Origin of the sequence: Citrobacter freundii complex sp. CFNIH4, assembly GCF_002934505.1 — a bacterium.
GTDB lineage: Bacteria > Pseudomonadota > Gammaproteobacteria > Enterobacterales > Enterobacteriaceae > Citrobacter > Citrobacter freundii.
The window spans coordinates 226996-252064 of sequence record NZ_CP026231.1; the positions used below are offsets into that span (position 1 = coordinate 226996).

General features: G+C 53.7%; 19 protein-coding genes and 1 pseudogene. 14 read left to right on the forward strand and 6 right to left on the reverse strand.

Features of this window, described 5'->3' with window-relative positions; all coding sequences use genetic code 11:
• The first annotated feature begins 3 nt into the window (after positions 1 to 3).
• Both hrpB and mrcB read left to right on the forward strand, forming a co-directional pair.
• Positions 4 to 2433 carry an ATP-dependent helicase HrpB gene (hrpB, locus tag C2U41_RS01095; RefSeq protein ID WP_103848363.1) on the forward strand — a complete coding sequence of 810 codons (2430 nt, stop codon included), beginning with the start codon at positions 4 to 6 and terminating at the stop codon, positions 2431 to 2433.
• Between the two features lie 177 nt (positions 2434 to 2610).
• Positions 2611 to 5148: a bifunctional glycosyl transferase/transpeptidase gene (mrcB, locus tag C2U41_RS01100; RefSeq protein WP_003837501.1), complete on the forward strand. Its 2538-nt coding sequence runs from the start codon at positions 2611 to 2613 to the stop codon at positions 5146 to 5148.
• 499 nt (positions 5149 to 5647) lie between these two features.
• Here the strand turns inward: mrcB and C2U41_RS29915 are convergent, their stop codons facing one another.
• Together C2U41_RS29915 and C2U41_RS01115 are read right to left on the reverse strand one after the other, a co-directional pair.
• Positions 5648 to 5833, reverse strand: coding sequence for a hypothetical protein (locus C2U41_RS29915; protein ID WP_308457687.1), 186 nt, complete (start codon positions 5831 to 5833; stop codon positions 5648 to 5650).
• Positions 5815 to 6795: an IS5-like element ISKpn26 family transposase gene (locus C2U41_RS01115; protein WP_104427089.1), complete on the reverse strand. Its 981-nt coding sequence runs from the start codon at positions 6793 to 6795 to the stop codon at positions 5815 to 5817. The genes C2U41_RS29915 and C2U41_RS01115 overlap by 19 nt, the downstream gene beginning before the upstream one ends.
• Positions 6796 to 6820: 25 nt before the next feature.
• Here C2U41_RS01115 and C2U41_RS01120 point away from each other — a divergent pair, with 25 nt between their 5' ends.
• The 6 genes from C2U41_RS01120 (at position 6821) to fhuB (ending at position 14846) form a co-directional block, all read left to right on the forward strand.
• Positions 6821 to 7636, forward strand: coding sequence for a fimbria/pilus outer membrane usher protein (locus C2U41_RS01120; RefSeq protein ID WP_374755696.1), 816 nt, complete (start codon positions 6821 to 6823; stop codon positions 7634 to 7636).
• Between the two features lie 35 nt (positions 7637 to 7671).
• Positions 7672 to 8673, forward strand: coding sequence for a fimbrial protein (locus C2U41_RS01125; protein WP_224769938.1), 1002 nt, complete (start codon positions 7672 to 7674; stop codon positions 8671 to 8673).
• Positions 8674 to 8883: 210 nt separating this feature from the next.
• A complete protein-coding gene (gene fhuA, locus C2U41_RS01130; protein ID WP_044714923.1) occupies positions 8884 to 11133 on the forward strand; it encodes a ferrichrome porin FhuA in 2250 nt (749 codons plus the stop codon).
• A gap of 46 nt (positions 11134 to 11179) precedes the next feature.
• On the forward strand, positions 11180 to 11977 hold the full coding sequence (gene fhuC / locus C2U41_RS01135) for a Fe3+-hydroxamate ABC transporter ATP-binding protein FhuC (protein WP_003845793.1): 798 nt from the start codon (positions 11180 to 11182) through the stop codon (positions 11975 to 11977).
• A complete protein-coding gene (fhuD, locus tag C2U41_RS01140; RefSeq protein WP_046670960.1) occupies positions 11977 to 12867 on the forward strand; it encodes a Fe(3+)-hydroxamate ABC transporter substrate-binding protein FhuD in 891 nt (296 codons plus the stop codon). The genes fhuC and fhuD overlap by 1 nt, the downstream gene beginning before the upstream one ends.
• On the forward strand, positions 12864 to 14846 hold the full coding sequence (gene fhuB / locus C2U41_RS01145) for a Fe(3+)-hydroxamate ABC transporter permease FhuB (protein WP_003018589.1): 1983 nt from the start codon (positions 12864 to 12866) through the stop codon (positions 14844 to 14846). Before fhuD ends, fhuB begins: the two co-directional genes overlap by 4 nt.
• Before the next feature lie 114 nt (positions 14847 to 14960).
• Here the strand turns inward: fhuB and hemL are convergent, their stop codons facing one another.
• Positions 14961 to 16241 (reverse strand): glutamate-1-semialdehyde 2,1-aminomutase, encoded by a 1281-nt coding sequence (hemL, locus tag C2U41_RS01150; protein WP_103849119.1) that lies wholly within the window; start codon positions 16239 to 16241, stop codon positions 14961 to 14963.
• 168 nt (positions 16242 to 16409) lie between these two features.
• Between hemL and clcA the strand changes: the two genes are divergently transcribed.
• From clcA to erpA, 3 genes and pseudogenes are all read left to right on the forward strand, one after another.
• Entirely contained in the window at positions 16410 to 17831 is a 1422-nt protein-coding gene (clcA, locus tag C2U41_RS01155) for a H(+)/Cl(-) exchange transporter ClcA (protein ID WP_049002729.1), read from the forward strand.
• Positions 17832 to 17854: 23 nt separating this feature from the next.
• Positions 17855 to 17920 (forward strand): annotated as a pseudogene (gene yadW, locus C2U41_RS29435) (small protein YadW).
• Entirely contained in the window at positions 17913 to 18257 is a 345-nt protein-coding gene (gene erpA, locus C2U41_RS01160) for an iron-sulfur cluster insertion protein ErpA (protein ID WP_003018581.1), read from the forward strand. Before yadW ends, erpA begins: the two are co-directional and overlap by 8 nt.
• Before the next feature lie 119 nt (positions 18258 to 18376).
• On the opposite strand, the gene C2U41_RS01165 is transcribed toward erpA, so the two are convergent.
• Genes C2U41_RS01165 through mtnN form a run of 3 tightly spaced genes read right to left on the reverse strand, consistent with a single transcriptional unit; the run spans position 18377 to position 20529 of the window.
• Positions 18377 to 19000 carry a TRIC cation channel family protein gene (locus C2U41_RS01165; RefSeq protein ID WP_003018578.1) on the reverse strand — a complete coding sequence of 208 codons (624 nt, stop codon included), beginning with the start codon at positions 18998 to 19000 and terminating at the stop codon, positions 18377 to 18379.
• 37 nt (positions 19001 to 19037) lie between these two features.
• The gene (btuF, locus tag C2U41_RS01170) at positions 19038 to 19838 is read right to left on the reverse strand and encodes a vitamin B12 ABC transporter substrate-binding protein BtuF (protein WP_003837527.1); all 801 of its coding nucleotides are present in this window, start codon (positions 19836 to 19838) and stop codon (positions 19038 to 19040) included.
• A complete protein-coding gene (mtnN, locus tag C2U41_RS01175) occupies positions 19831 to 20529 on the reverse strand; it encodes a 5'-methylthioadenosine/S-adenosylhomocysteine nucleosidase (RefSeq protein WP_003018572.1) in 699 nt (232 codons plus the stop codon). The genes btuF and mtnN overlap by 8 nt, the downstream gene beginning before the upstream one ends.
• Positions 20530 to 20612: 83 nt before the next feature.
• On the opposite strand from mtnN, the gene dgt reads away from it, so the two are divergent.
• The 3 genes from dgt to cdaR all read left to right on the forward strand — a co-directional run bounded on the left by dgt (position 20613) and on the right by cdaR (position 24998).
• A complete protein-coding gene (gene dgt / locus C2U41_RS01180; RefSeq protein WP_103849120.1) occupies positions 20613 to 22130 on the forward strand; it encodes a dGTPase in 1518 nt (505 codons plus the stop codon).
• 129 nt (positions 22131 to 22259) lie between these two features.
• Positions 22260 to 23693, forward strand: coding sequence for a serine endoprotease DegP (degP, locus tag C2U41_RS01190; protein ID WP_003018567.1), 1434 nt, complete (start codon positions 22260 to 22262; stop codon positions 23691 to 23693).
• 147 nt (positions 23694 to 23840) lie between these two features.
• Positions 23841 to 24998, forward strand: coding sequence for a DNA-binding transcriptional regulator CdaR (gene cdaR / locus C2U41_RS01195; RefSeq protein WP_103849121.1), 1158 nt, complete (start codon positions 23841 to 23843; stop codon positions 24996 to 24998).
• The last annotated feature ends 71 nt before the right edge of the window (positions 24999 to 25069 follow it).

Below are 25069 nucleotides of genomic sequence, written 5' to 3' on the forward strand. Positions count from 1 at the left end.
TTTGTGACGTCGTTGCCCGTTGCCGCCGTAGTGCCTGAACTGTTTACCGCCCTTGATGCCTCGCCGCAGGTGCTGCTGACCGCGCCGACCGGTGCCGGGAAATCGACCTGGCTGCCGTTGCGACTGCTTGAACATGGTGGCATCAAGGGGCGGATTATTTTGCTGGAGCCGCGTCGTCTGGCGGCACGCAACGTGGCGCAGCGGTTGGCGGAGTTGCTGAACGAAAAGCCCGGTGAGACCGTGGGTTATCGCATGCGCGCGCAAAGCTGCGTGGGGTCGCAGACCCGGCTGGAAGTGGTGACGGAAGGCGTCCTGACGCGCATGATCCAACGCGATCCCGAACTCACTGGCGTCGGGTTAGTGATCCTCGATGAATTTCACGAACGGAGCCTGCAGGCCGACCTGGCGCTGGCGCTGTTGCTGGATGTACAGCAAGGTCTTCGTGACGATCTGAAACTATTGATCATGTCCGCAACGCTCGATAACGGGCGCTTGCAGCAGTTATTGCCCGATGCGCCCATGATTATCTCTGAAGGCCGCACATTCCCGGTCGAGCGACGGTATCAGCCGCTGGCGGCACATCTGCGTTTTGACGAAGCGGTGGCGATAGCGACGGCGGAGCTACTGCGCCATGAAAGCGGGTCGCTGCTGCTGTTTTTACCGGGCGTTGGGGAAATCCTGCGCGTGCAGGAACAACTGGCAACGCGTGTGGGCGGCGATGTTGTGTTATGTCCATTGTACGGCGCGTTGACGCTGGCTGAGCAGCGTCAGGCGATTTTGCCCGCGCCGCAAGGTAAGCGCAAAGTGGTGCTGGCGACCAATATTGCCGAAACCAGCTTAACGATTGAAGGTATCCGGCTGGTGGTGGACTGCGCCCAGGAGCGCCTGGCGCGCTATGACGCGCGTACCGGTTTAACGCGGTTGATTACCCAGCGCATTAGCCAGGCATCGATGACACAGCGAGCCGGGCGTGCAGGTCGTCTGGAGCCAGGTATCTGCCTACATTTGCTTGCCAAAGAGCAGGCGGAAAGAGCGGCGGCGCAGGGAGAGCCTGAGATATTACAGAGCGATCTGTCCGGACTACTGATGGAGCTGCTGCAATGGGGATGTACCGATCCTGAGCAACTGAACTGGCTGGATACGCCGCCCGCTATCAACCTGCAGGCGGCAAAACGGCTGTTGCAGATGCTGGGGGCGCTTGAGGGCGACAGGCTCAGTGCCCGTGGGCAGAAAATGGCGGCATTGGGTAATGATCCCCGTTTAGCGGCTATGCTGGTTAGCACCAAAAATGACGATGAAGCGGCATCGGCCGCAAAACTGGCCGCAATTCTGGAAGAGCCGCCGCGCGGGGGCAGCACCGATTTAGCTGTGGCGTTTTCACGAAATCAGCCCGCCTGGCAGCAGCGCAGTCAACAATTATTGAAACGGCTTAACGTACGCAGCGGGCAGCCCGACATCGCGTTGCTCCCTTTGTTGCTGGCGCAAGCGTTCGCCGATCGGATCGCCCGTCGACGTGGACAAGAAGGGCGCTATCAACTGGCCAACGGTATGGGCGCGATGCTGGATGCTGATGACGCCCTGGGGCGCCATGAGTGGCTGATAGCGCCGCTGTTACTGCAGGGTAGCGCATCGCCAGATGCGCGTATTTTGTTAGCGTTGCCGCTGGATATTGAAGCGTTGATGCAGACGTGTCCTGAACTGCTGCAACAGTCCGACACCATCGAATGGGATGAAGCCCAGGGAACGTTAAAAGCACTGCGTCGGTCGCGTATCGGCCAGTTGACGGTAAAAGTACAGCCGCTAGCCAAGCCCTCGGAAGAAGAGTTGCATCAGGCGATGCTGAATGGTATTCGCGATAAAGGGCTAAGTGTGCTCAACTGGACGCCGGAGGCCGAGCAGTTTCGGCTGCGTTTGCAATGTGCGGCAAACTGGTTACCGGAGTACGACTGGCCTGCGGTAGATGAGGATTCTCTGCTGAAGACGCTGGAGCGCTGGCTGTTGCCACACATGAGCGGTGTGCACTCTTTACGCGCGTTAAAAGCACTCAATGTGGGTCAGGCATTGCGCGGTTTGCTGGACTGGTCAATGCTGCAACGTCTGGATAGTGAACTGCCAGCGCATTACACTGTGCCAACGGGAAGCCGGATTGCCATTCGCTATCATGAGGATAATCCTCCTGTATTGGCCGTTCGGATGCAGGAAATGTTTGGTGAAGCAAACACCCCGACTATCGCCCAGGGACGCGTGCCGCTGGTACTCGAGCTGTTGTCTCCGGCCCAAAGACCGCTACAGGTGACGAGTGATTTGAGTGCGTTCTGGCAGGGATCGTACCGCGAGGTGCAAAAAGAGATGAAAGGGCGTTACCCCAAACATGTCTGGCCGGACGATCCGGCGAATACCGCGCCAACGCGGCGCACCAAAAAGTATTCATAGCTGTATGCGTGGTTGCCTGATGGCGCTGCGCTTATCAGGGCGAACGTAGGCCGGATAAGGCGTTTTACGCCGCCATCCGGCATAAATACAGCTGAAAATTGAGAGATTTCTTCTTCTGTCGCAGGACGGAAGAACAGAGAATCGGGCCTTTGCGCCTGAATGTTGCGGAGAAAAAGCATGGCGGGGAATGACCGCGAGCCAATTGGACGTAAAGGGAAACCCTCACGTCCGGTGAAACAAAAGGTGAGCCGTCGTCAACTCAGAGATGAAGAGTATGACGACGATTATGATGATGATGACTATGAGGATGAAGAACCGATGCCGCGTAAGGGTAAAGGCAAAGGGCGTAAGCCTCGTGGTAAACGCGGCTGGTTCTGGCTGCTGGTAAAACTGTCGATTGTTTTTTTGGTGCTGATCGCCATTTACGGCGTCTATCTGGACCAAAAAATCCGTAGCCGTATCGACGGTAAAGTCTGGCAGCTTCCGGCGGCAGTATATGGCCGCATGGTTAACCTTGAGCCAGAAATGCCCATCGGCAAGAACGAGATGGTGAAGCTGCTAGAGGCCACGCAGTATCGTCAGGTCTCGAAGATGACGCGTCCGGGCGAATTCACCGTACAGGCGAAGAGCATTGAGATGATTCGTCGTCCGTTTGACTTCCCGGACAGTAAAGAAGGGCAGGTGCGCGCACGTCTGACCTTTGATGGCGATCATCTGGACACTATCGAGAATATGGATAACAACCGCCAGTTCGGTTTCTTCCGTCTCGATCCACGCCTGATTACCATGCTCTCTTCACCTAACGGCGAGCAGCGCCTGTTTGTCCCGCGCAGTGGATTCCCGGATCTGCTGGTAGATACGCTGCTGGCAACCGAAGACCGTCACTTCTATGAGCATGATGGCGTCAGCCTCTACTCGATTGGTCGTGCGGTGCTGGCCAACCTGACGGCCGGTCGCACGGTGCAGGGGGCGAGTACGCTGACTCAGCAACTGGTGAAGAACCTGTTCCTGTCCAGCGAACGTTCTTACTGGCGTAAGGCCAACGAAGCTTACATGGCGCTGCTGATGGATGCGCGTTACAGCAAAGATCGCATTCTTGAGCTGTACATGAACGAAGTCTATCTCGGTCAAAGCGGCGATAATGAAATTCGCGGCTTCCCGCTGGCGAGCCTCTATTATTTCGGTCGTCCGGTGGAAGAACTGAGTCTCGACCAGCAGGCGTTGCTGGTGGGGATGGTTAAAGGGGCGTCAATCTATAACCCATGGCGTAACCCGAAGCTGGCGCTGGAGCGTCGTAACCTCGTGCTGCGTTTGCTGCAACAGCAGCAGATCATCGATCAGGATCTGTATGACATGCTGAGCGCGCGTCCGTTAGGCGTACAGCCGCGTGGTGGAGTGATCTCGCCACAGCCAGCCTTTATGCAGATGGTGCGTCAGGAGCTTCAGGCGAAGCTGGGCGATAAAGTTAAAGATCTCTCCGGCGTGAAAATTTTCACCACCTTTGATTCCGTGGCGCAGGACGCTGCGGAAAAAGCGGCGGTGGAAGGCATTCCGGTGCTGAAGAAACAGCGTAAGCTGAGCGATCTGGAAACCGCGATTGTGGTGGTTGACCGATTCAGTGGCGAAGTTCGCGCCATGGTTGGCGGGGCAGAGCCGCAGTTTGCGGGCTATAACCGTGCGATGCAGGCGCGTCGTTCGATTGGTTCTCTGGCGAAGCCGGCGACCTATCTGACTGCGCTCAGCCAGCCGAAACTTTACCGCCTGAATACCTGGATTGCTGATGCGCCGATTGCACTACGTCAGCCGAACGGTCAGGTCTGGTCGCCACAGAACGATGATCGTCGTTATAGCGAAAGCGGAAAAGTGATGCTGGTGGATGCGTTAACCCGCTCCATGAACGTACCGACGGTAAATCTGGGGATGGCGCTGGGCTTGCCTGCCGTGACTGATACCTGGTTGAAGCTGGGCGCGCCGAAAGATCAGCTTAACCCGGTTCCGGCCATGCTGCTCGGGGCGTTGAACCTGACGCCGATCGAAGTGGCGCAGGCGTTCCAGACTATCGCCAGCGGCGGGAACCGTGCACCGTTGTCGGCGCTGCGTTCGGTGATTGCCGAAGATGGTACCGTGCTGTACCAGAGCTTCCCGCAGGCTGAGCGTGCCGTTCCGGCGCAGGCGGCGTATATGACGCTGTGGACCATGCAGCAGGTGGTTCAGCGTGGTACGGGTCGTCAGCTTGGCGCGAAATATCCTGGCTTGCATCTGGCAGGGAAAACCGGGACCACCAACAACAACGTGGATACCTGGTTTGCCGGGATCGACGGCAGCCAGGTGACCATCACCTGGGTGGGCCGCGATAACAACCAGCCAACCAAGCTGTACGGTGCCAGCGGCGCGATGTCGATTTATCAGCGTTATCTGGCTAACCAGACGCCAACACCGCTGGTGCTGACGCCACCGGAGGATGTGGTGGATATGGGCGTAGACTACGACGGTAACTTCGTTTGTAGCGGCGGGATGCGCACGCTTCCGGTATGGACCACCGATCCTGATTCGCTGTGTCAGCAGGGTGAAATGCTGCAGCAGTCGGGGAATCCGTTTGATCAATCTTCTCAACAGCCGCAGCAGCAGCCTCAACAGCAGCAACCGCCGCAGCAAGAGAAGAAAGACAGCGATGGCGTGGCTGGTTGGATAAAAGATATGTTTGGCGGTAACTGATTTTTTAGCTGTCCTCCCCCGCATCGGTGCCTGCTGATGTGGGGGAATTCTCCCTCTTGTGGTATTCGCATTTCGGTCTGTATAGCAAGCTCAGGATAGGGTGAACAGTGATGGTGTTTCCTGCCTATATTTTCCGTTTAATCATAAATTCAATATATTATTTTTTTGTATATATCATCGGTTGGTTGATTTTATTCTATTTTTTCTGCGTTTTTTTATTATCTTCCCGTATGCATATGTGAGTAATATTGTTTTTATGAATATGTTCACGCTGACTAAAATCACCATTAAGAAAATATTATTTTCATAAATTGTTCTGCTAAAACAAGATGTTGTATGTTGTTTCTTTAGTTTTGGTGAATGCGTTGATTAGCTTTTATTCATTATGGTACGTAGAATAGATGACACAAGGGAATGTTTTAAACTGAATGAGTTGATAAAGATATATTATATCTATGATGTTGTTGGTTTTATATTCCAGCACATCTCCAGCCATTGTCTATTTCCCCTCTGTGTTAAGGAAGGTGCGAATAAGCAGGTCATTTCTTCCCAAGCTGACTCGCTGATTAAAATTTCGCGGATCTGGGCCGATTTTTTTCCCGCAAACACATCGAATCAGCCTATTTAGGCTATTTTTTCCACCATTTCTGGCGTTATTTCCGGTTTTTACTGAGATCTCTCCCACTGACGTATCATTTGGTCCACCCGAAACAGGTTGGCCAGGGTGAATAACATCGCCAGTTGGTTATCGTTTTTCAGCAGCCCCTTGTATCTGGCTTTCACGAAGCCGAACTGCCGCTTGATGATGCGAAACGGGTGCTCCACCTTGGCACGGATGCTGGCTTTCATGTATTCGATGTTGATGGCCGTTTTGTTCTTGCGCGGATGCTGCTTCAAGGTTTTTACCTTGCCGGGACGCTCGGCGATCAGCCAGTCAACATCCACCTCGGCCAGCTCCTCGCGCTGTGGCGCTCCTTGGTAGCCGGCATCGGCTGAGACAAATTGCTCCTCTCCATGAAGCAGATTACACAGCTGATTGAGGTCATGCTCGTTGGCCGCGGTGGTAACTAGGCTGTGGGTCAGGCCACTCTTGGCATCGACACCAATGTGGGCCTTCATGCCAAAGTGCCACTGATTGCCTTTCTTGGTCTGATGCATCTCCGGATCGCGTTGCTGCTCTTTGTTCTTGGTAGAGCTGGGTGCCTCAATGATGGTGGCATCCACCAAAGTGCCTTGGGTCATCATGACGCCTGCTTCGGCCAGCCAGCGATTGATGGTCTTGAACAATTGACGGGCCAGTTGATGCTGCTCGAGCAGGTGGCGGAAATTCATGATGGTGGTGCAATCCGGCAGGGCGCTATCCAGGGATAATCGGGCAAACAGGCGCATGGAGGCGATTTCGTACAGGGCATCTTCCATGGCACCGTCGCTCAGGTTGTACCAATGCTGCATGCAGTAAATACGCAGCATGGTCTCCAGCGGATAGGGCCGTCGGCCATTGCCCGCCTTGGGATAAAACGGCTCGATGACAGCGGTCATATTCTGCCATGGCAGAATCTGCTCCATGCGGGAGAGGAAAATCTCTTTTCGGGTCTGACGGCGCTTAGTGCTGAATTCACTATCGGCGAAGGTGAGTTGATGGCTCATGATGTCCCTCTGGGATGCGCTCCGGATGAATATGATGATCTCATATCAGGAACTTGTTCGCACCTTCCCTAATGCCTGGGGAACATATACTCTGACAAGTTCAAAAAATGATAATAGTGCACATCAGGTTGGCGTCAGTGGAACGCTACTGGAAGATAACAATTTAAATTATAACCTTCAGCAAACCTACACCGATAACGATGTCGGTTATGGTGCCTATCTCTCTTCCCGGTATCGGACATCGGTTGGCGAGTTCAGCGCCAATTACAGTTATCAAAAAGACAGTAAACAGTGGGGCTATGGCGCCCAGGGTTCCGTTGTTGCGCATTCGCAGGGAATAACGCTTGGACAATCCATTCAGGATGCTTTTGCCATTGTGCACATTACCGATGGCGATAATGTAAAAATACAAAATTCCCGGGGGGTTTACACCGATTATTGGGGCAATGCCATTGTGCCAACTTTAACCAATTATCGCCGTAATACTATTACTGTGAATACTCAGGGACGTGATGATATTGATATTCAGGATGCTTCTCTGGATGTGGTTCCGACAAAAGGGGCCGCCCTGAAAGCTGACTTCACGGCGCGTTCAGGTAAGCGTGCATTACTTACCTTAAAACATGGTCAGAGCGTGGTTCCTTTTGGTGCTCTGTTAAGTATGGACGGTACGACATCGATCGTGGGTGACGACGGTGAAGTGTATGTCACTGGGCTAAAAGGAACACAGCGCATTGAGGTGCAATGGGGAAATACCGCACAGACGAAATGTACGGGCAGCGTAAGCGTACCTGTGAACATGGGTACGGGAATTCTCTCAGCTACGGTTAATTGCCAATAATGGAATATGGCTTATGAATACGGAAATTGTCAGATATGAGTAAAAGGAACATAAACATTTTCAGGGCTATGTTGATCATATTGATTTTAGCTGGATCTGCGGCACCTGTTTATGCCGCCACATGTACCGGAAATTACCCGGAAAATGGCGCAATGACCTTTCAGCTACCGGCAAGCATCACTGTGGAACCTGACGTATCAGTTGGTACGGTTATTTATGAGGGAAGCATTGAGAGCGGCCAAATCGATATGGATTGCCAGGATACTGGCAACAAATACAAAGGTTACGCAGTGTTAACGGATGCCGATGCCCGCAATGGAGTGCTGGAAGGCGTTTATCAGACTAGCGTTCCAGGTATAGGTATCCGCATGGCTGAAGCGGAAGAACGAACACCTACCTTTACCTCTGAGGATATCGTCACACCCATGCATTTTTATAGCTATGGAGCAAGCGGATGGAACAGTATTCATACAAAGTACCATGCGTCAATGCAGTTGGTTGTGACGGGCGACGTCGAGGATGGTTATCTTGATACCTCCCGGCTGACAGCGCAAGAGAAGTGGGGTAATGATGTGATAGCTCAGATATTGGTATCTCCCACCAGCATTCATATCCAGACTAATACCTGTAACCTGGAGGATAAAAATATCTACGTGCCGCTGAAGACGATTAATGTCGATAACTTTGACAGTCAATTTTCAGAAGTACTCACCGATAACAGTTTCAAAATCGAGATTTCTGATTGTCGGGCAGGTACCCAAATCGATTATAAGTTCAACAGTGCTGGTTCGACAGGCGTTACGGATGGCAATATTTTGGCTATCGCCAGTGGAGACAGCTCTGCCAGCGGTGTCGGTATCCAGATTCTGGACACGAACAATAATGTGCTGAGTTTTGATCAAACCTATACCGCTGTGAGCAGCACCAGCGCTAACGAAGTGGCAGAAATTCCGCTGAAGGCACGCTATGCCAAAACCGGCAATGTCAAAGCCGGGAAAGTGGACGCCGTCGCGACTTTTGAGGTCTTTTACCGCTAACGCCTTGCGACCCGCTGCGGCGGGTTGTCAGCGCTCTAACATTCCAGCCTAATTTATTAACCCTTTCTTTTCATCTGGTTATTTCTTAACCCCTCAGTTTTAGTAGGGGCGCGTATTGCTTGCTATCTCGCCAGAGTTTCGAATATTATGCTGCCGTTATAATAATAATTCTCGTTTACGTTATCATTCACTTTCATCAGAGAAATACCAATGGCGCGTCTTAAAACTGCTCAGCCAAGTTCATCACTGCGTAAAATCGCAGTAGTGGTAGCCACAGCGGTTAGCGGCATGTCTGTCTATGCACAGGCGGCGGTTGACCCGAAAGAAGAAACCATCACCGTAACTGCAGCTCCTGCTCCGCAGGAAAGCGCATGGGGGCCAGCGGCAACCATCGCCGCACGACAGTCTGCTACGGCGACCAAAACCGACACTCCGATTCAAAAAGTTCCTCAGTCTATTTCAGTGGTCACCGCCGAAGAGATGGCGTTGCATCAGCCAAAATCGGTCAAAGAGGCGCTTAGCTACACCCCGGGCGTTGCCGTGGGTACGCGTGGTGCGTCCAATACCTATGATTACCTGATCATCCGTGGCTTCGCTGCCGATGGCCAAAGTCAGAATAACTATCTGAATGGCCTGAAGATGCAGGGTAACTTCTACAATGATGCGGTGATCGACCCTTATATGCTGGAACGCGCCGAAGTGATGCGTGGTCCGGTTTCCGTTCTGTACGGAAAGAGCAACCCAGGTGGGTTGTTGAATATGGTCAGCAAACGCCCGACCACAGAACCGTTGAAAGAAATTCAGTTCAAGATGGGCACTGACAGCCTGTTCCAGACCGGTTTTGATTTCAGCGATGCGCTGGATGATGACGGCGTATACTCTTACCGCTTAACTGGCCTGGCGCGTTCCGCCAATGCGCAGCAGCAGGGCGCAGAAGAACAACGCTATGCCATCGCGCCATCTTTCTCATGGCGTCCGGACGATAAGACAAACTTCACCTTCCTCTCCTACTTCCAGAACGAGCCGGAAACAGGTTATTACGGCTGGTTGCCGAAAGAAGGGACGGTGACTGAGTTGCCGAATGGCAAGCGTCTGCCTACCGATTTCAACGAAGGGGCGAACAACAATACCTATTCTCGTAACGAGAAGATGGTGGGCTACAGCTTCGATCATGAATTTAACGACACCTTTACCGTGCGTCAGAACCTGCGTTACGCGCAAAATAAAGTCTCGCAGAACAGCGTGTATGGCTACGGTATGTGCTCCGATCCGCTCTATACCAAGGATCCGGCTAACAGCCCTTGTGCCAGCGTTCCTCAGGCCGACTGGGATCATACGCTGACGCGTCAGTATGTTATCGATAATGAGAAATTGCAGAACTTCTCCGTCGATACTCAGCTGCAAAGCAAGTTCGCTACTGCCGACGTAGATCACACGCTGCTGACCGGCGTTGACTTTATGCGTATGCGGAACGATATCAACTCCTGGTTTGGCTATGCGGGCTCTGTTGCGCCGTCCGATATCTATAACCTCGACCGTAGCGACTTCGATTTTGGCTCACACCCAGGCCCTTCAGGTCCTTACAAAGTGCTGAACAAACAGAAGCAGACTGGCTTGTATGTTCAGGATCAGGCGCAATGGGATAAGGTGCTGGTTACTCTGGGCGGTCGTTACGACTGGGCTAAACAGGACTCTCTGAACCGTGTTTCTGGTGTAACGGATTCCCGCGATGATAAGCAATTCACCTGGCGTGGCGGTGTTAACTACCTGTTCGACAACGGCGTAACCCCGTATTTCAGCTACAGCGAGTCGTTTGAACCGGCTTCTCAGACGGGTGCAAGCGGTAATATCTTTGCGCCGTCCAAAGGTAAGCAGTACGAAGCTGGCGTGAAGTATGTGCCGAACGATCGTCCAATCGTGATCACCGGTGCTGTCTATCAGTTGACTAAAACCAACAATCTGATGGCCGATCCGAACGGATCGTTCTGGTCAGTTGAAGGTGGTGAAATTCGTTCTCGCGGAGTGGAAATTGAAGCGAAAGCGGCGCTGTCTGCCAGCGTCAACGTAGTGGGTTCTTATACCTACACCGACGCGGAATACACCACCGACACCAACTACAAGGGCAATACGCCTGCGCAGGTGCCAAAACACATGGCATCATTGTGGGGCGATTACACCCTTTATGACGGCGCGCTTTCTGGGCTGACGTTGGGTACTGGCGTTCGTTATACTGGTTCCAGTTATGGCGATCCGGCAAACTCCTTTAAAGTGGGGAGCTATACGCTGGTGGATGCGTTAGTACGTTACGATCTGGCGCGCGTCGGCATGGCGGGCTCCAACGTGGCGCTGCATGTGAACAACCTGTTTGACCGTGAATACGTCGCCAGCTGCTTCAATACCTATGGCTGCTTCTGGGGCGCAGAACGTCAGGTCGTTGCAACCGCAACCTTCCGTTTCTAATTTCTATTGGGCACGCTTTGCGTGCCCGTTTTACAAGTTGGCTGCTATGCAGGAAAACAGATCCCATCCCGACACTACTTTTGCGTTGCGTAATGTCTCCTTTCGTGTGCCTGGCCGCACGCTTTTGCATCCTCTCTCATTAACTTTTCCTGTGGGTAAAGTGACCGGCCTTATCGGCCACAACGGTTCCGGAAAATCGACGTTATTGAAAATGCTGGGACGTCATCAGCCGCCGTCAGAAGGTGAAATCCTGCTCGACGAACAGCCGCTGGAGAACTGGAGCAGTAAAGCGTTTGCCCGCAAGGTCGCCTATCTGCCGCAGCAGTTGCCGCAGGCCGAAGGGATGACTGTGCGCGAACTGGTGGCGATTGGCCGCTATCCGTGGCACGGAGCGCTGGGACGTTTTGGCGTTGCCGACAGAGAGAAAGTAGAAGAGGCGATTTCGCTGGTTGGCTTAAAACCGCTGGCGCACCGTTTGGTTGATAGTCTGTCCGGCGGAGAACGCCAGCGCGCGTGGATTGCCATGCTGGTAGCGCAGGACAGCCGCTGTCTGCTGCTTGATGAACCGACTTCCGCGCTGGATATCGCTCATCAGGTTGACGTACTGGCACTGGTGCATCGCTTAAGTCAGCAGCGCGGGCTGACGGTGATTGCGGTGCTGCATGATATCAACATGGCGGCCCGCTACTGTGATTACTTAGTTGCGCTGCGCGGTGGTGAAATGATTGCACAAGGGACGCCTGCTGAACTGATGCGCAGTGAAACTCTGGAACAGATTTACGGTATCCCGATGGGCATTTTGCCGCATCCGGCCGGTGCCGCACCCGTGAGTTTTGTCTATTAATGATTGAATTACATCATATTACCCGTCGGCGGCTGCTTGCGGCGATGGCGCTGTCGCCGCTGCTGTGGCGGATGAATACGGCGCACGCTGCGGCGGTTGATACGCAGCGCATTGTGGCGCTGGAATGGCTACCGGTAGAGCTATTGCTGGCGCTGGGTATTACGCCGTATGGCATTGCCGATATCCCTAACTACAAGCTGTGGGTCAGTGAGCCCCCGTTGCCGGATTCTGTGATTGATGTCGGGCTACGTACGGAGCCCAATCTCGAACTGTTGACCGAAATGAAACCCTCGTTTTTGCTGTGGTCGGCAGGCTATGGTCCTTCCCCTGAAAAGCTGGCGCGGATTGCACCTGGCCGGGGATTTAACTTCAGTGACGGTAAAAAGCCGCTGGCCGTTGCGCGACAATCGCTGCAGGAAATGGCGCAATTGTTCAATCTGCAAGCCTCTGCTGAACGCCATCTGACCGAGTACGATCGTTTTATCGCCAGCCTGAAACCGCGCTTCATTCAACGCGGCGCGCGCCCTGTACTTCTCACTTCCCTGCTTGATTCGCGACATATGTTGGTGTTTGGCCCAAACAGCCTGTTTCAGGACGTGCTGGATGATTATGGGATCCCCAACGCCTGGCAGGGCGAGACAAACTTTTGGGGCAGCACTGCCGTGAGTATTGACCGTCTGGCTGCTTATAAGGATGTCGATGTGCTGTGTTTTGACCACGGCAACGATAAAGAGATGGCTGCGCTGATGTCTACGCCATTATGGCAGGCGATGCCGTTTGTCCGCAGCGGACGTTTTCAGCGTGTGCCTGCCGTCTGGTTCTATGGTGCCACGCTCTCGGCGATGCATTTTGCCCGCATTCTGGATAATGCGCTGGGAGTCAAAGCGTGAGTAAACGAATTGCGCTGTTCCCAACGCTTCTTCTGGCGGTTCTGTTTGTCGCTGCCTGTTGGCTGACCTGGGTTAACTTCTCTGTTGCGCTACCGCGCAGTCAGTGGCAACAGGCTATCTGGTCACCGGATATCAATGCTATTGAGCAGATGGTTTTCCACTACAGTCTGCTGCCGAGGCTGGCGATTTCGCTGTTGGTCGGTGCCGGGCTGGGGCTGGTCGGTGTCTTGTTTCAGCAGGTGCTGCGTAACCCACTGGCAGAACCCACTACGTTAGGTGTCGCAACCGGGGCGCAGTTGGGCATTACGGTTACCACGCTGTGGGCTATTCCCGGTGCGCTGACCACGCAATTTGCGGCGCTGGCGGGAGCATGTGTTGTTGGGGCTCTGGTGTTTGGCGTTGCCTGGGGCAAACGTCTTTCTCCGGTGACGTTAATCCTTGCCGGGCTGGTGGTCAGCCTGTACTGCGGGGCAATTAACCAGTTGATGGTTATCTTCCATCACGATCAACTGCAAAGCATGTTTTTATGGAGCAGCGGTACGCTAACGCAGACCGACTGGAGCGGCGTACAGCGTCTGTGGCCGCAACTGCTGGGCGGTGTGATGCTGACGCTGTTGTTATTACGCCCAATGACGCTGATGGGACTGGATGACGGCGTGGCGCGTAACCTCGGTCTGGCGCTGTCGCTGGCACGTCTGGCGGCGTTATCGCTGGCCATTGTTATCAGCGCCTTACTGGTTAACGCGGTTGGGATTATCGGCTTTATTGGCCTGTTTGCACCGCTGCTGGCGAAAATGCTCGGCGCGCGTCGTCTGCTGGCGCGTCTGATGCTGGCCCCGCTGATTGGTGCGTTGATCCTCTGGCTCTCCGACCAAATTATTCTGTGGCTGACCCGCGTATGGATGGAAGTCTCCACTGGTTCGGTGACGGCGCTGATTGGCGCGCCATTGCTGCTGTGGCTGTTGCCGCGCCTTAGAAGTATGAGCGCGCCGGATATGAATGCCAGTAACCGCATCGCTGCTGAGCGGCAGAATGTACTGATGTTTGCCCTGGCGGGCGGGGCGATATTGCTGCTTACCGTTATTGTGGCGCTCGCGTTTGGCCGCGATGCGCACGGCTGGACATGGGCCAGCGGCGCGATGCTGGATGAGCTCATGCCCTGGCGCTGGCCACGTGTTCTGGCAGCGCTGATTGCCGGGGTAATGTTAGCGGTAGCTGGCTGTATTATTCAGCGTCTGACCGGAAATCCAATGGCCAGTCCGGAAGTATTAGGAATTAGCTCCGGGGCGGCATTTGGCGTGGTGCTAATGTTATTTCTGGTCCCTGGCAATGCCTTTGGCTGGCTGCTGCCGGCCGGGAGCCTCGGTGCGGCAGCCACCTTGCTTATCATTATGATTGCCGCCGGGCGCGGGGGCTTTTCACCGCACCGCATGTTGCTGGCAGGGATGGCGCTCAGCACGGCGTTTACAATGCTGCTGATGATGCTGCAGGCCAGCGGCGATCCGCGTATGGCGGGGGTGCTAACCTGGATCTCCGGCTCAACCTATAACGCGAGTGGCGAACAGGTGCTGCGCACCGGGATTGTAATGGTTATCCTGCTGGCGATGACGCCGCTGTGCCGCCGTTGGCTGACAATTTTACCGCTCGGCGGCGATACGGCACGGGCTGTCGGTATGGCTATTACGCCATCACGCGTGGGGTTACTGCTGCTGGCGGCAGGGCTGACGGCGACAGCCACTATGACCATTGGACCGTTGAGCTTTGTCGGGCTGATGGCGCCGCATATTGCCCGGATGATGGGTTTTCGTCGGGCGATGCCGCATATGCTGATTTCAGCGCTGGCGGGTGGCGTGTTGCTGGTTTTTGCTGACTGGTGCGGCAGGATGGTGTTGTTTCCGTATCAGATCCCGGCGGGATTACTGTCGACGTTTATTGGCGCGCCGTACTTTATCTATTTGTTGAGAAAGCAGAGCCGCTGAGGCTGATTCTTTTCATGTAGGCCGGATAAGACGCTTTGCGTCGCCATCCGGCAATAAAAAAGCCGGGTGGCGGCTTCGCCTTACCCGGCCTACGTTGCTTCTGGACGTTCTCCTTTACAGTTTCGCAAACACCCGGCGCGCGGCGTCGATGGTGTTATTGATATCTTCTTCACTGTGCGCCACGGACATAAAGCCTGCTTCGAACGCGGACGGCGCCAGATAAATTCCTTCATCCAGCATCATGTGGAAGAAACGCTTGAAGCGTTCAACGTCGCATGCCATCACATCCTGATAGCAGGTTACGGTTTCTGCATCGGTGAAGAAAATCCCGAACATCCCGCCTACATGATTAACTACCAGCGGAATATTCGCTTCTTCAGCAGCTTCCAGCAGACCTTCCGCCAGACGCGTCGTCAGTTCGTTCAGCGTTTCATTAATACCCGGCTGGGCGACTTCGGTCAGACAGGCGAAGCCTGCCGCCATCGCAATCGGGTTACCGGAAAGCGTACCCGCCTGGTAAACCGGTCCGGTTGGTGCAAGGGCGTCCATCACATCGCGACGGCCACCGAATGCGCCAACGGGCATTCCGCCACCGATGATTTTGCCAAGACAAGTCAGATCCGGCACGACGCCGTAATAATCCTGTGCGCCGGCCAGCGCCACGCGGAAGCCGGTCATCACTTCATCGATGATCAACAGCGCGCCAAACTCATCGCATAGCGCACGCAGGCCCGGCAGGAATTCCGGCAGCGGTGGGATGCAGTTCATGTTGCCTGCGACCGGCTCAACAATGATGCAGGCGATCTCCTGCGGATATTGTTCAAATGCCGCACGTACTGAAGCGAGATCGTTATAGGTGCAGGTCAGGGTGTGTTTCGCGAAATCAGCCGGAACGCCCGGGGAGTTCGGCTGACCCAGCGTTAACGCGCCGGAACCCGCTTTGACCAGCAGACAGTCGGCATGACCGTGGTAGCAGCCTTCAAATTTGATGATCTTATCGCGACCGGTGAAACCGCGCGCCAGACGGATTGCGCTCATCGTCGCTTCCGTGCCGGAGTTCACCATGCGCACCATGTCCATGGTCGGCACGAGTTCAGTGACCAGCTCCGCCATTTTCACTTCCATTTCGGTCGGTGCGCCAAAGCTTAAACCGCGCTCCGCAGCTTCAATCACCGCATTACGGATTGCCGGGTGATTATGGCCCAGCACCATCGGTCCCCAGGAACCGACGTAGTCAACATAGGCTTTACCATCGACATCGTACAGATACGCGCCGTCGGCTTTTTCGATAAACAGCGGAGTACCACCCACGCCAGTAAAGGCGCGAACGGGGGAGTTAACGCCGCCAGGGATAAGTTCGCGTGCTGCGCTGTAGAGATTTTCAGACTTACTCATGGATGGGGTCCTGGTTCGTAGAAAAAGTAAATGCCCGCTATTCTAGTTATTCAGAGAAGGTTATGAAAGTTTTACGCATTTGAAACAATACGATTTGCAGGGGATTTTCGTGAAATGTGCGAGTAGAATGCCGATTCCGTATTTGTATTACCAATTAATGATCATCTGATGAAGACAGACACTCCCTCTTTTGAAGCACAACAAATTGTGCGTTTACGCCGCAGGGATCAAATCCGTCGACTCCTGGAACGAGACAAAACGCCGTTGGCGATCCTGTTGATGGCTGCCGTAGTGGGTACAGTGACAGGGTTTGTTGGCGTGGCATTTGAGAAAGCGGTGACCTGGGTGCAGAATCAGCGCATTGGCGCGCTGGCTCAGGTTGCGGACCATGCCATTCTGCTGTGGCCGCTGGCATTTATTCTCTCTGCGTTGCTGGCGATGGTCGGCTATTTCCTGGTGCGTAAGTTTGCGCCGGAAGCCGGTGGTTCGGGGATCCCAGAGATTGAAGGCGCGCTGGAAGAACTTCGGCCTGTGCGCTGGTGGCGCGTACTGCCGGTGAAATTTTTCGGCGGTATGGGTACGCTGGGTGCCGGTATGGTGCTCGGGCGAGAAGGACCGACCGTGCAGATCGGTGGTAACCTCGGGCGCATGGTGCTGGATATTTTCCGCATGCGTAGCGCAGAAGCGCGGCATACCTTATTGGCGACCGGTGCGGCAGCGGGCCTTTCGGCGGCGTTTAACGCTCCGCTGGCGGGGATCCTGTTCATTATTGAAGAGATGCGCCCGCAGTTTCGCTATAACCTTGTCTCGATCAAAGCCGTGTTTACCGGCGTCATCATGTCGAGCATTGTGTTTCGTGTTTTCAACGGCGAGGCACCGCTTATTGAAGTTGGGAAGCTCTCCAATGCACCGGTGAACACGCTGTGGTTGTATCTGGTCCTGGGGGTTATTTTTGGCTGTGTCGGACCGTTGTTCAACACCATGGTGTTGCGGACCCAGGATATGTTCCAGCGTTTCCACGGAGGCGATCTCAAAAAATGGGTGCTGATGGGCGGTGCGATCGGCGGTCTGTGCGGGATCCTTGGCTTAATTACACCTGAAGCGGCTGGAGGCGGGTTTAACCTGATACCTATCGCTGCGGCAGGGAATTTCAGCGTTGGTTTACTGCTGTTTATCTTTATTGCCCGCGTCATTACTACGCTGCTGTGCTTCTCGTCCGGCGCGCCCGGCGGGATATTTGCCCCGATGCTGGCATTAGGCACGTTGCTTGGCACCGCGTTCGGTATGGCGGCAGCGGCCTCTTTTCCGCATTATCATCTGGAGGCCGGGACCTTCGCCATCGCCGGAATGGGGGCATTGTTGGCGGCCTCGGTGCGCGCGCCGTTAACGGGCATTATACTGGTACTGGAAATGACCGATAACTATCAGCTCATTTTGCCAATGATTATTACCTGTCTTGGCGCAACACTATTAGCCCAATTTATGGGCGGAAAGCCGCTATACTCGACTATCCTTGCCCGTACGCTGGCAAAACAGGAAGCGGAGCAGGCGGCTAAAAGCCAGGGTACAGCCGCTGGCGAGAATACTTGAACGAAATACCAGGGTATTAGATAATGGCCTTAACCATTGGGTTATAATTTGCCCAATTGCCAATGTCGTTTGGAGCAAAATATGAGTGATGACGTAGCGCTGCCACTGCAATTTACTGAAGCAGCAGCCAATAAAGTAAAAAGCCTGATCGCTGACGAAGATAACCCGAATCTGAAATTACGTGTGTATATCACCGGCGGTGGTTGCAGCGGTTTCCAGTACGGTTTCACCTTTGACGATCAGGTGAACGATGGTGATATGACCATTGAGAAGCAAGGTGTTGGTCTGGTGGTTGACCCGATGAGCCTGCAATATCTGGTGGGCGGCGCGGTTGACTATACCGAAGGTCTGGAAGGTTCCCGCTTCGTTGTGACTAACCCGAATGCGAAAAGCACCTGCGGGTGTGGTTCTTCTTTCAGCATCTGATTGCTGTCTGTAATACCAGTGGTCTGATGGTGTAGGCCCGGTAAGCGTAGCGCCACCGGGCAATGTGCCGGATGGCGGCGTAAACGCCTTATCCGGCCTACATATTCTGCATCATCATGTCAACGTCCGTTATCATCCAGCGCAAACGTCGGTAATTTCAAATGCCAGCGAATGGCGGCAAGCCGAATCAGCAGGGTGACAATCATCCCCATCATACTGGCGTTTTCCAGTGAAACATCAAAGGTATAAAACGCCGTCGCATGCACGATCCCGCCGATAATACAGGCTGTGGCGTAGATCTCGGTACGCAAAATCATCGGGACTTCACGTGCTAATACATCGCGAATGATCCCACCGCCGACGCCGGTAATCACCCCCATACAAATCGCCACCAACGGGCCTGTTCCTGCGAGAAAGGCCTTGTTGACGCCAATACCCACGAACACCGCCAGGCCAACGGCATCCAGCACCGGAAGGATCCATTTCGGCAGGCGTCTTGGCTGCCGTACCAACAGGATCGTCAGCATGCTGGTGATCATCGCCACGACCAGATCGGTTGGATCTTTAACCCAAAAAACCGGTCCATTATCCAGCGCCATATCGCGGATCGTGCCACCTCCGACGGCGGTAACCACGCCGAGGACCAGGACGCCAAACGGATCCATACGTAATTTTCCGGCCAGTAATACGCCAGAGATTGCAAATACCGCGGTGCCGACAATATCAAGCCAATAGACGAGCATTTTTAAATCCTCACAACAGACCTGGTGGGGGCAGGCGCTAATTTATCTGTGAAAGCGCATTACAGAGTTGTTTTGCGGCGAGGATAATACGCGGGCTCGCGCGTTCGAACCAGTCACTATTAAGTGTAATAACGGGTATTTTTAGCTGGTTTCCCCAGTATTGCTCAATTTTCAGAGTTTCGCCCGGACCGCCGGTTGCAACAATAGCCTGGGGGGCTCGTGCTAGGACCTGCTCACGGCTAACCTGCGGCCAGGGAACCCGACTACCGGCAAAGATGTTTTCTCCGCCGCATACCTCAAGAACTTCGTGCTGAATAGAACCTTTTCCACTGGTAAACAGAGGATTGGCACCAAACTGGAGAAACACGCGTTTTTTCGGTTTGTTGGCATACTGAAATTTAAGTAAAGCATAGTCATCAAGCATGGTTTGCGCCGCCTGTTTAGCTTGTTCAGGCTTGGGGCTCCACGCAGCCAACTGGCGTAGCGCATCGGCAACCTGCTCAATGGTAACGGCGTCCACCCAGATGACCTTAATTCCCAGGGAGGTCAGTTGATTCACCTGCCGCTCAGCATTTCCCCCGCGCCAGGCGATGACCAAATCAGGCTTCAGCGCCACAATACGCTCAAGATTCATACCTTGCCATGTTGAGACCTCTTCAATATTTTTGGCTTCTGGCGGGTAGTTTGAGTAGCTGCTGACGCCAACTGGGGTAATGCCTGCGGCAAAAGCGAGTTCGGTATTGGCAGGAGAAAGCGTTACAACACGCGGTGCGGCGTAAAGGAACGCCGGGAGAGTGAAAAGCAGGGCGACCAGCGCCCTGGAGAATAATTTAGCCATGCGCCAGTTTCTGCACCAGCGTTTCAACCATCAGGCTTGACTGCTTCGCGGCAACCACCAGGAATTCGTCAAAGCTGAGATGGGACTGCTGATCGGCAACGTCAGAGATAGCGCGAACCACGACAAATGGCACCTTAAAGTTGTGGCAAACGTGCGCAATTGCGGTCGCTTCCATCTCAACGGCAATCGCCTGCGGGAAGTTATGCTTAATTTTAGCCAGCCCCACGGAACCATTAATGAATGCATCGCCGCTGACGATAAGTCCGCGAACAGCGTTCAGATTGAGTTCGGCGATGCAAGATTCTGCGGCTGCAATCAACGCAGGATCGGCTTTAAAACCAGCCGGGCAACCCGGTAGCTGACCAAATTCATAACCAAAGGCAGTGACGTCGGCGTCGTGATAGCGCGCTTCATCAGAAACTACGATATCGCCGACTTTCAGCGTAGAGGCCAGGCCACCCGCGGAACCGGTATTAATGATGGCGTCCGGCTTGCAGCGTTCAAGCAGCAGCGTAGCGCCGAGCGCCGCAGCCACTTTACCGATACCTGATTTCAGAAGCGCAACCTCAGTACCGTTCAGTTGGCCGGTGTAAATTTCACAACCGCCGAGCGTGATGGTCTGACGGTTTTCGATTTTGTCACGCAGCAGCGTAACTTCTTCTTCCATTGCACCAATGATGCCGATTTTCATAGATTTACTCGCGATAAGCCAGATTTGAGGGCATAGTCTATCATGCGCTTAAGGGGTAGCGCATTTCTCAGGCGGGAGAGGATATGGTACAGATCGATTTCCGAAAAAAAATAAACTGGCATCGCCGTTACCGTTCGCCGCAGGGCGTGAAGACGGAGCATGAGATCCTGCGAATTTTTGAAAGCGATCGTGGACGTATTATCAATTCTCCGGCTATTCGCCGGCTGCAACAAAAAACCCAGGTCTTTCCGCTGGAGCGTAATGCAGCGGTGCGTACGCGTCTGACGCACTCGATGGAAGTGCAGCAGGTTGGGCGCTATATCGCGAAAGAGATCCTCAGCCGACTGAAAGAGCTAAAGCTGCTGGATCAGTATGGTCTGGATGAACTGACGGGACCGTTTGAGAGTATTGTCGAAATGTCGTGCCTGATGCATGACATCGGTAATCCGCCGTTTGGTCATTTTGGCGAAGCGGCGATTAATGACTGGTTTCGCCAACGGTTGTATCCCGCCGACGCGGAAAGTCAGCCCCTGAGTGATGACCGCTGCCAGGTGACGGCATTACGTTTGCGTGAAGGTGAAGAGTCGCTGAATGATATTCGCCGCAAGGTACGCCAGGACTTGTGTCATTTTGAAGGCAATGCGCAGGGTATTCGTCTGGTGCATACTTTGATGCGTATGAACCTTACCTGGGCGCAGGTTGGCGGTATTTTAAAATATACCCGTCCGGCATGGTGGCGCGGCAGTGCACCCGAGACGCACAACTATTTAATGAAGAAGCCTGGTTATTACCTTTCCGAGGAACCGTATATTGAGCGGTTACGTAAAGAATTATCATTAGCACCTTACAGTCGTTTTCCATTAACCTGGATTATGGAAGCTGCCGATGATATCTCATATTGCGTGGCCGACCTGGAAGATGCCGTTGAGAAAAGAATCTTTAGTGTCGAGCAACTTTACCATCATCTGCATGAAGCGTGGGGGCATCACGAAAAAGGCTCTCTGTTTAGTCAGGTTGTTGAGAACGCCTGGGAAAAATCACGTTCAAATACATTAAGTCGCAGCACCGAAGATCAGTTCTTTATGTATTTACGCGTCAATACGCTGAATAAACTGGTTCCGTATGCGGCCCAGCGGTTTATTGATAATTTGCCGCAGATTTATGAAGGCAGCTTTAATCATGCGCTGTTAGAAGATGCCAGTAGCTTCAGCCAGTTACTGGGCGTTTATAAGAATGTGGCGGTAAAACATGTGTTTAGCCATCCGGATGTTGAGCAACTGGAATTACAGGGCTATCGGGTGATCAGCGGGTTGCTGGAGATCTATCAACCGTTATTGAAAATGTCTCAGTCAGATTTTACTGAACTGGTCGACAATGAAAGAGTAAAACGTTTTCCTATCGAGTCCCGTTTATTTCAGAAGTTGTCTACCCGCCATCGTCTTGCGTATGTTGAGGCGGTTAGTAAAATATCGACGGAGTGCGCTGAGTATTCGGTTCTGGAATATTATTATCGCTGCCGGTTGATCCAGGATTATATCAGCGGGATGACAGATTTGTATGCCTGGGATGAATATCGTCGCTTGATGGCCGTAGAACAATAAATACTCATTTGTAAAGACGGCCAATAAAATTTTACTTTTTCCTTAAACTCAATTCTGGAACTTAGCGTTATAAAACGACTCTGACGTAGACAGCAATTTTGCGTTACCTGTTAATCGAGAACGAAACACATGAAAAAAACCACATTAGCAATGAGTGCACTGGCTCTGAGTTTAGGTTTGGCGTTGTCCCCCCTGTCTGCAACTGCGGCTGAGACGTCGTCTTCAGCAATGACCGCCCAACAGATGCCAAGCCTGGCCCCGATGCTCGAAAAAGTGATGCCATCGGTGGTAAGTATTAACGTCGAGGGGAGCACGACGGTGAATACGCCGCGTATGCCGCGTAATTTCCAGCAGTTCTTTGGTGATAATTCACCGTTCTGCCAGGACGGATCTCCGTTCCAGAGTTCACCGTTCTGCCAGGGCGGCGCACCGGGCGCTGGTAACGGCGGCGGCCAGCAGCAGAAATTTATGGCGCTGGGTTCCGGCGTAATTATTGATGCTGCGAAAGGGTATGTCGTGACCAACAACCACGTGGTGGATAACGCTACGGTAATTAAGGTTCAGTTGAGCGATGGCCGTAAATTTGACGCGAAGATCGTGGGCAAAGATCCACGCTCCGATATCGCGCTGATCCAAATTCAGGATCCGAAAAACTTGACGGCGATTAAGCTGGCAGACTCCGACGCGCTGCGCGTGGGGGATTACACCGTAGCAATCGGTAACCCGTTTGGCCTCGGTGAGACCGTGACCTCCGGCATCGTTTCTGCTCTGGGCCGTAGCGGCCTGAATGCGGAGAACTATGAAAACTTTATTCAGACGGATGCTGCGATCAACCGGGGTAACTCCGGTGGCGCGCTGGTCAATCTGAACGGTGAGCTGATCGGCATTAACACCGCGATCCTCGCGCCGGACGGCGGTAACATCGGTATCGGTTTTGCAATCCCAAGCAACATGGTGAAAAACCTGACTTCACAGATGGTTGAGTTTGGTCAGGTTAAACGTGGTGAGCTGGGTATTATGGGGACCGAACTGAGCTCTGAGCTGGCGAAAGCGATGAAAGTTGACGCTCAGCGTGGCGCATTCGTCAGCCAGGTAATGCCGAACTCTTCCGCAGCGAAAGCCGGTATTAAAGCCGGGGATGTGATTACCTCCCTGAACGGCAAACCTATCAGCAGCTTCGCCGCCCTGCGTGCGCAGGTGGGTACGATGCCGGTCGGCAGCAAAATCACCCTGGGTCTGCTGCGTGACGGTAAGCCGGTCACCGTGAACCTGGAATTGCAGCAGAGCAGCCAGACTCAGGTTGATTCCAGCTCTATCTTCAAAGGCATTGAAGGTGCCGATATGAGCAACAAAGGCCAGGATAAAGGTGTCGTGGTAAGCGACGTGAAACCGAATTCTCCGGCTGCACAGATCGGCCTGAAGAAAGGGGATGTGATTATCGGTGCGAATCAGCAGCCGGTGAAAAACATCGCCGAATTGCGCAAAATCCTCGACAGCAAACCCGCTGTACTGGCGCTGAACATTCAGCGTGGCGACAGCTCCATCTATCTGTTGATGCAGTAATCTCCCTCAACCCCTTCCTGTACAGGAAGGGGTTCTTTTTGTGATAGCTCCCACAACTCCATATTTCTCCCTTCCGCTTTGTGCATTTGCACAATGTCGCCGCTTATTATCTTCCCTATGCTTGAGCTCTGCTCACAGGAGGGGTTTATGGCTGGCTGGCATCTTGATACCAAAATGGCGCAGGATATCGTGGCGCGAACCATGCGCATCATTGATACCAATATCAACGTAATGGATGCCCGTGGGCGGATCATTGGCAGTGGCGATCGCGAACGCATTGGTGAATTGCACGAAGGTGCGCTGCTGGTGCTTTCGCAGGGCCGGGTGGTGGACATTGACGATGCAGTGGCGAGGCATTTGCACGGCGTGCGTCAGGGGATAAACCTGCCGTTGCGTCTGGAAGGCGAAATCGTTGGCGTTATCGGGCTTACCGGTGAACCGGAACATCTACGTAAATACGGCGAGCTGGTGTGCATGACAGCCGAAATGATGCTGGAGCAGTCGCGCCTGATGCATCTGTTAGCGCAGGATAGCCGCCTGCGTGAAGAGCTGGTGATGAATCTGATTCAGGCGGAAGAGAATACCCCGGCGCTGATGGAGTGGGCGCAACGTTTAGGCATTGATTTGAACCAGCCGCGCGTGGTGGCAGTGGTAGAGGTTGATAGTGGCCAGCTTGGCGTTGACAGCGCGATGGCGGAGCTACAGCAATTGCAGAACGCGTTGACTACGCCTGAACGTAATAATCTGATTGCGATTGTTTCCCTGACCGAGATGGTGGTGCTGAAACCGGCGCTCAATCAGTTTGGTCGCTGGGACGCGGAAGATCACCGCAAGCGTGTTGAGCAGCTCATTGCTCGCATGAAAGAGAACGGACAGCTGCGTTTTCGCGTGTCGCTGGGCAACTATTTTACCGGGCCAGGCAGTATTGCCCGTTCGTATCGTACGGCGCGCACGACCATGATGGTCGGCAAGCAACGGATGCCGGAAAGCCGTTGCTATTTCTACCAGGATTTGATGCTGCCAGTTCTGCTGGACAGCCTGCGCGGCGGCTGGCAGGCCAACGAGCTGGCGCGTCCGCTGGTACGGCTGAAAGCAATGGATAACAACGGCTTACTGCGTCGAACATTAGCGGCGTGGTTTCGGCATAACGTTCAGCCGCTGGCGACCTCAAAAGCGTTATTTATCCACCGTAATACGCTGGAATATCGCCTGAACCGAATTTCAGAGCTGACCGGGCTGGATTTAGGGAATTTTGACGACCGACTGCTGCTGTATGTCGCGCTACAACTGGATGAGCAGCATTAATTCCTTGTCTGTTGGCGCTACGCTTATCAGGTAAAATGCCGGGGGGCGACTTCGCCTTACCCGGCCTACGA

What these genes read in the sequence shown, in the direction of transcription:
- C2U41_RS01165 (WP_003018578.1), bottom strand. Translation starts at nt 19,000, where the DNA reads ATGCTCGTCTATTGGCTTGATATTGTCGGCACCGCGGTATTTGCAATC.
- clcA (WP_049002729.1), top strand. Translation starts at nt 16,410, where the DNA reads ATGAAGACAGACACTCCCTCTTTTGAAGCACAACAAATTGTGCGTTTA.
- fhuA (WP_044714923.1), top strand. Translation starts at nt 8,884, where the DNA reads ATGGCGCGTCTTAAAACTGCTCAGCCAAGTTCATCACTGCGTAAAATC.
- btuF (WP_003837527.1), bottom strand. Translation starts at nt 19,838, where the DNA reads ATGGCTAAATTATTCTCCAGGGCGCTGGTCGCCCTGCTTTTCACTCTC.
- mrcB (WP_003837501.1), top strand. Translation starts at nt 2,611, where the DNA reads ATGGCGGGGAATGACCGCGAGCCAATTGGACGTAAAGGGAAACCCTCA.
- dgt (WP_103849120.1), top strand. Translation starts at nt 20,613, where the DNA reads ATGGTACAGATCGATTTCCGAAAAAAAATAAACTGGCATCGCCGTTAC.
- hemL (WP_103849119.1), bottom strand. Translation starts at nt 16,241, where the DNA reads ATGAGTAAGTCTGAAAATCTCTACAGCGCAGCACGCGAACTTATCCCT.
- degP (WP_003018567.1), top strand. Translation starts at nt 22,260, where the DNA reads ATGAAAAAAACCACATTAGCAATGAGTGCACTGGCTCTGAGTTTAGGT.
- mtnN (WP_003018572.1), bottom strand. Translation starts at nt 20,529, where the DNA reads ATGAAAATCGGCATCATTGGTGCAATGGAAGAAGAAGTTACGCTGCTG.
- C2U41_RS01120 (WP_374755696.1), top strand. Translation starts at nt 6,821, where the DNA reads ATGAATATGATGATCTCATATCAGGAACTTGTTCGCACCTTCCCTAAT.
- fhuC (WP_003845793.1), top strand. Translation starts at nt 11,180, where the DNA reads ATGCAGGAAAACAGATCCCATCCCGACACTACTTTTGCGTTGCGTAAT.
- fhuD (WP_046670960.1), top strand. Translation starts at nt 11,977, where the DNA reads ATGATTGAATTACATCATATTACCCGTCGGCGGCTGCTTGCGGCGATG.
- cdaR (WP_103849121.1), top strand. Translation starts at nt 23,841, where the DNA reads ATGGCTGGCTGGCATCTTGATACCAAAATGGCGCAGGATATCGTGGCG.
- erpA (WP_003018581.1), top strand. Translation starts at nt 17,913, where the DNA reads ATGAGTGATGACGTAGCGCTGCCACTGCAATTTACTGAAGCAGCAGCC.
- C2U41_RS01115 (WP_104427089.1), bottom strand. Translation starts at nt 6,795, where the DNA reads ATGAGCCATCAACTCACCTTCGCCGATAGTGAATTCAGCACTAAGCGC.
- C2U41_RS01125 (WP_224769938.1), top strand. Translation starts at nt 7,672, where the DNA reads ATGAGTAAAAGGAACATAAACATTTTCAGGGCTATGTTGATCATATTG.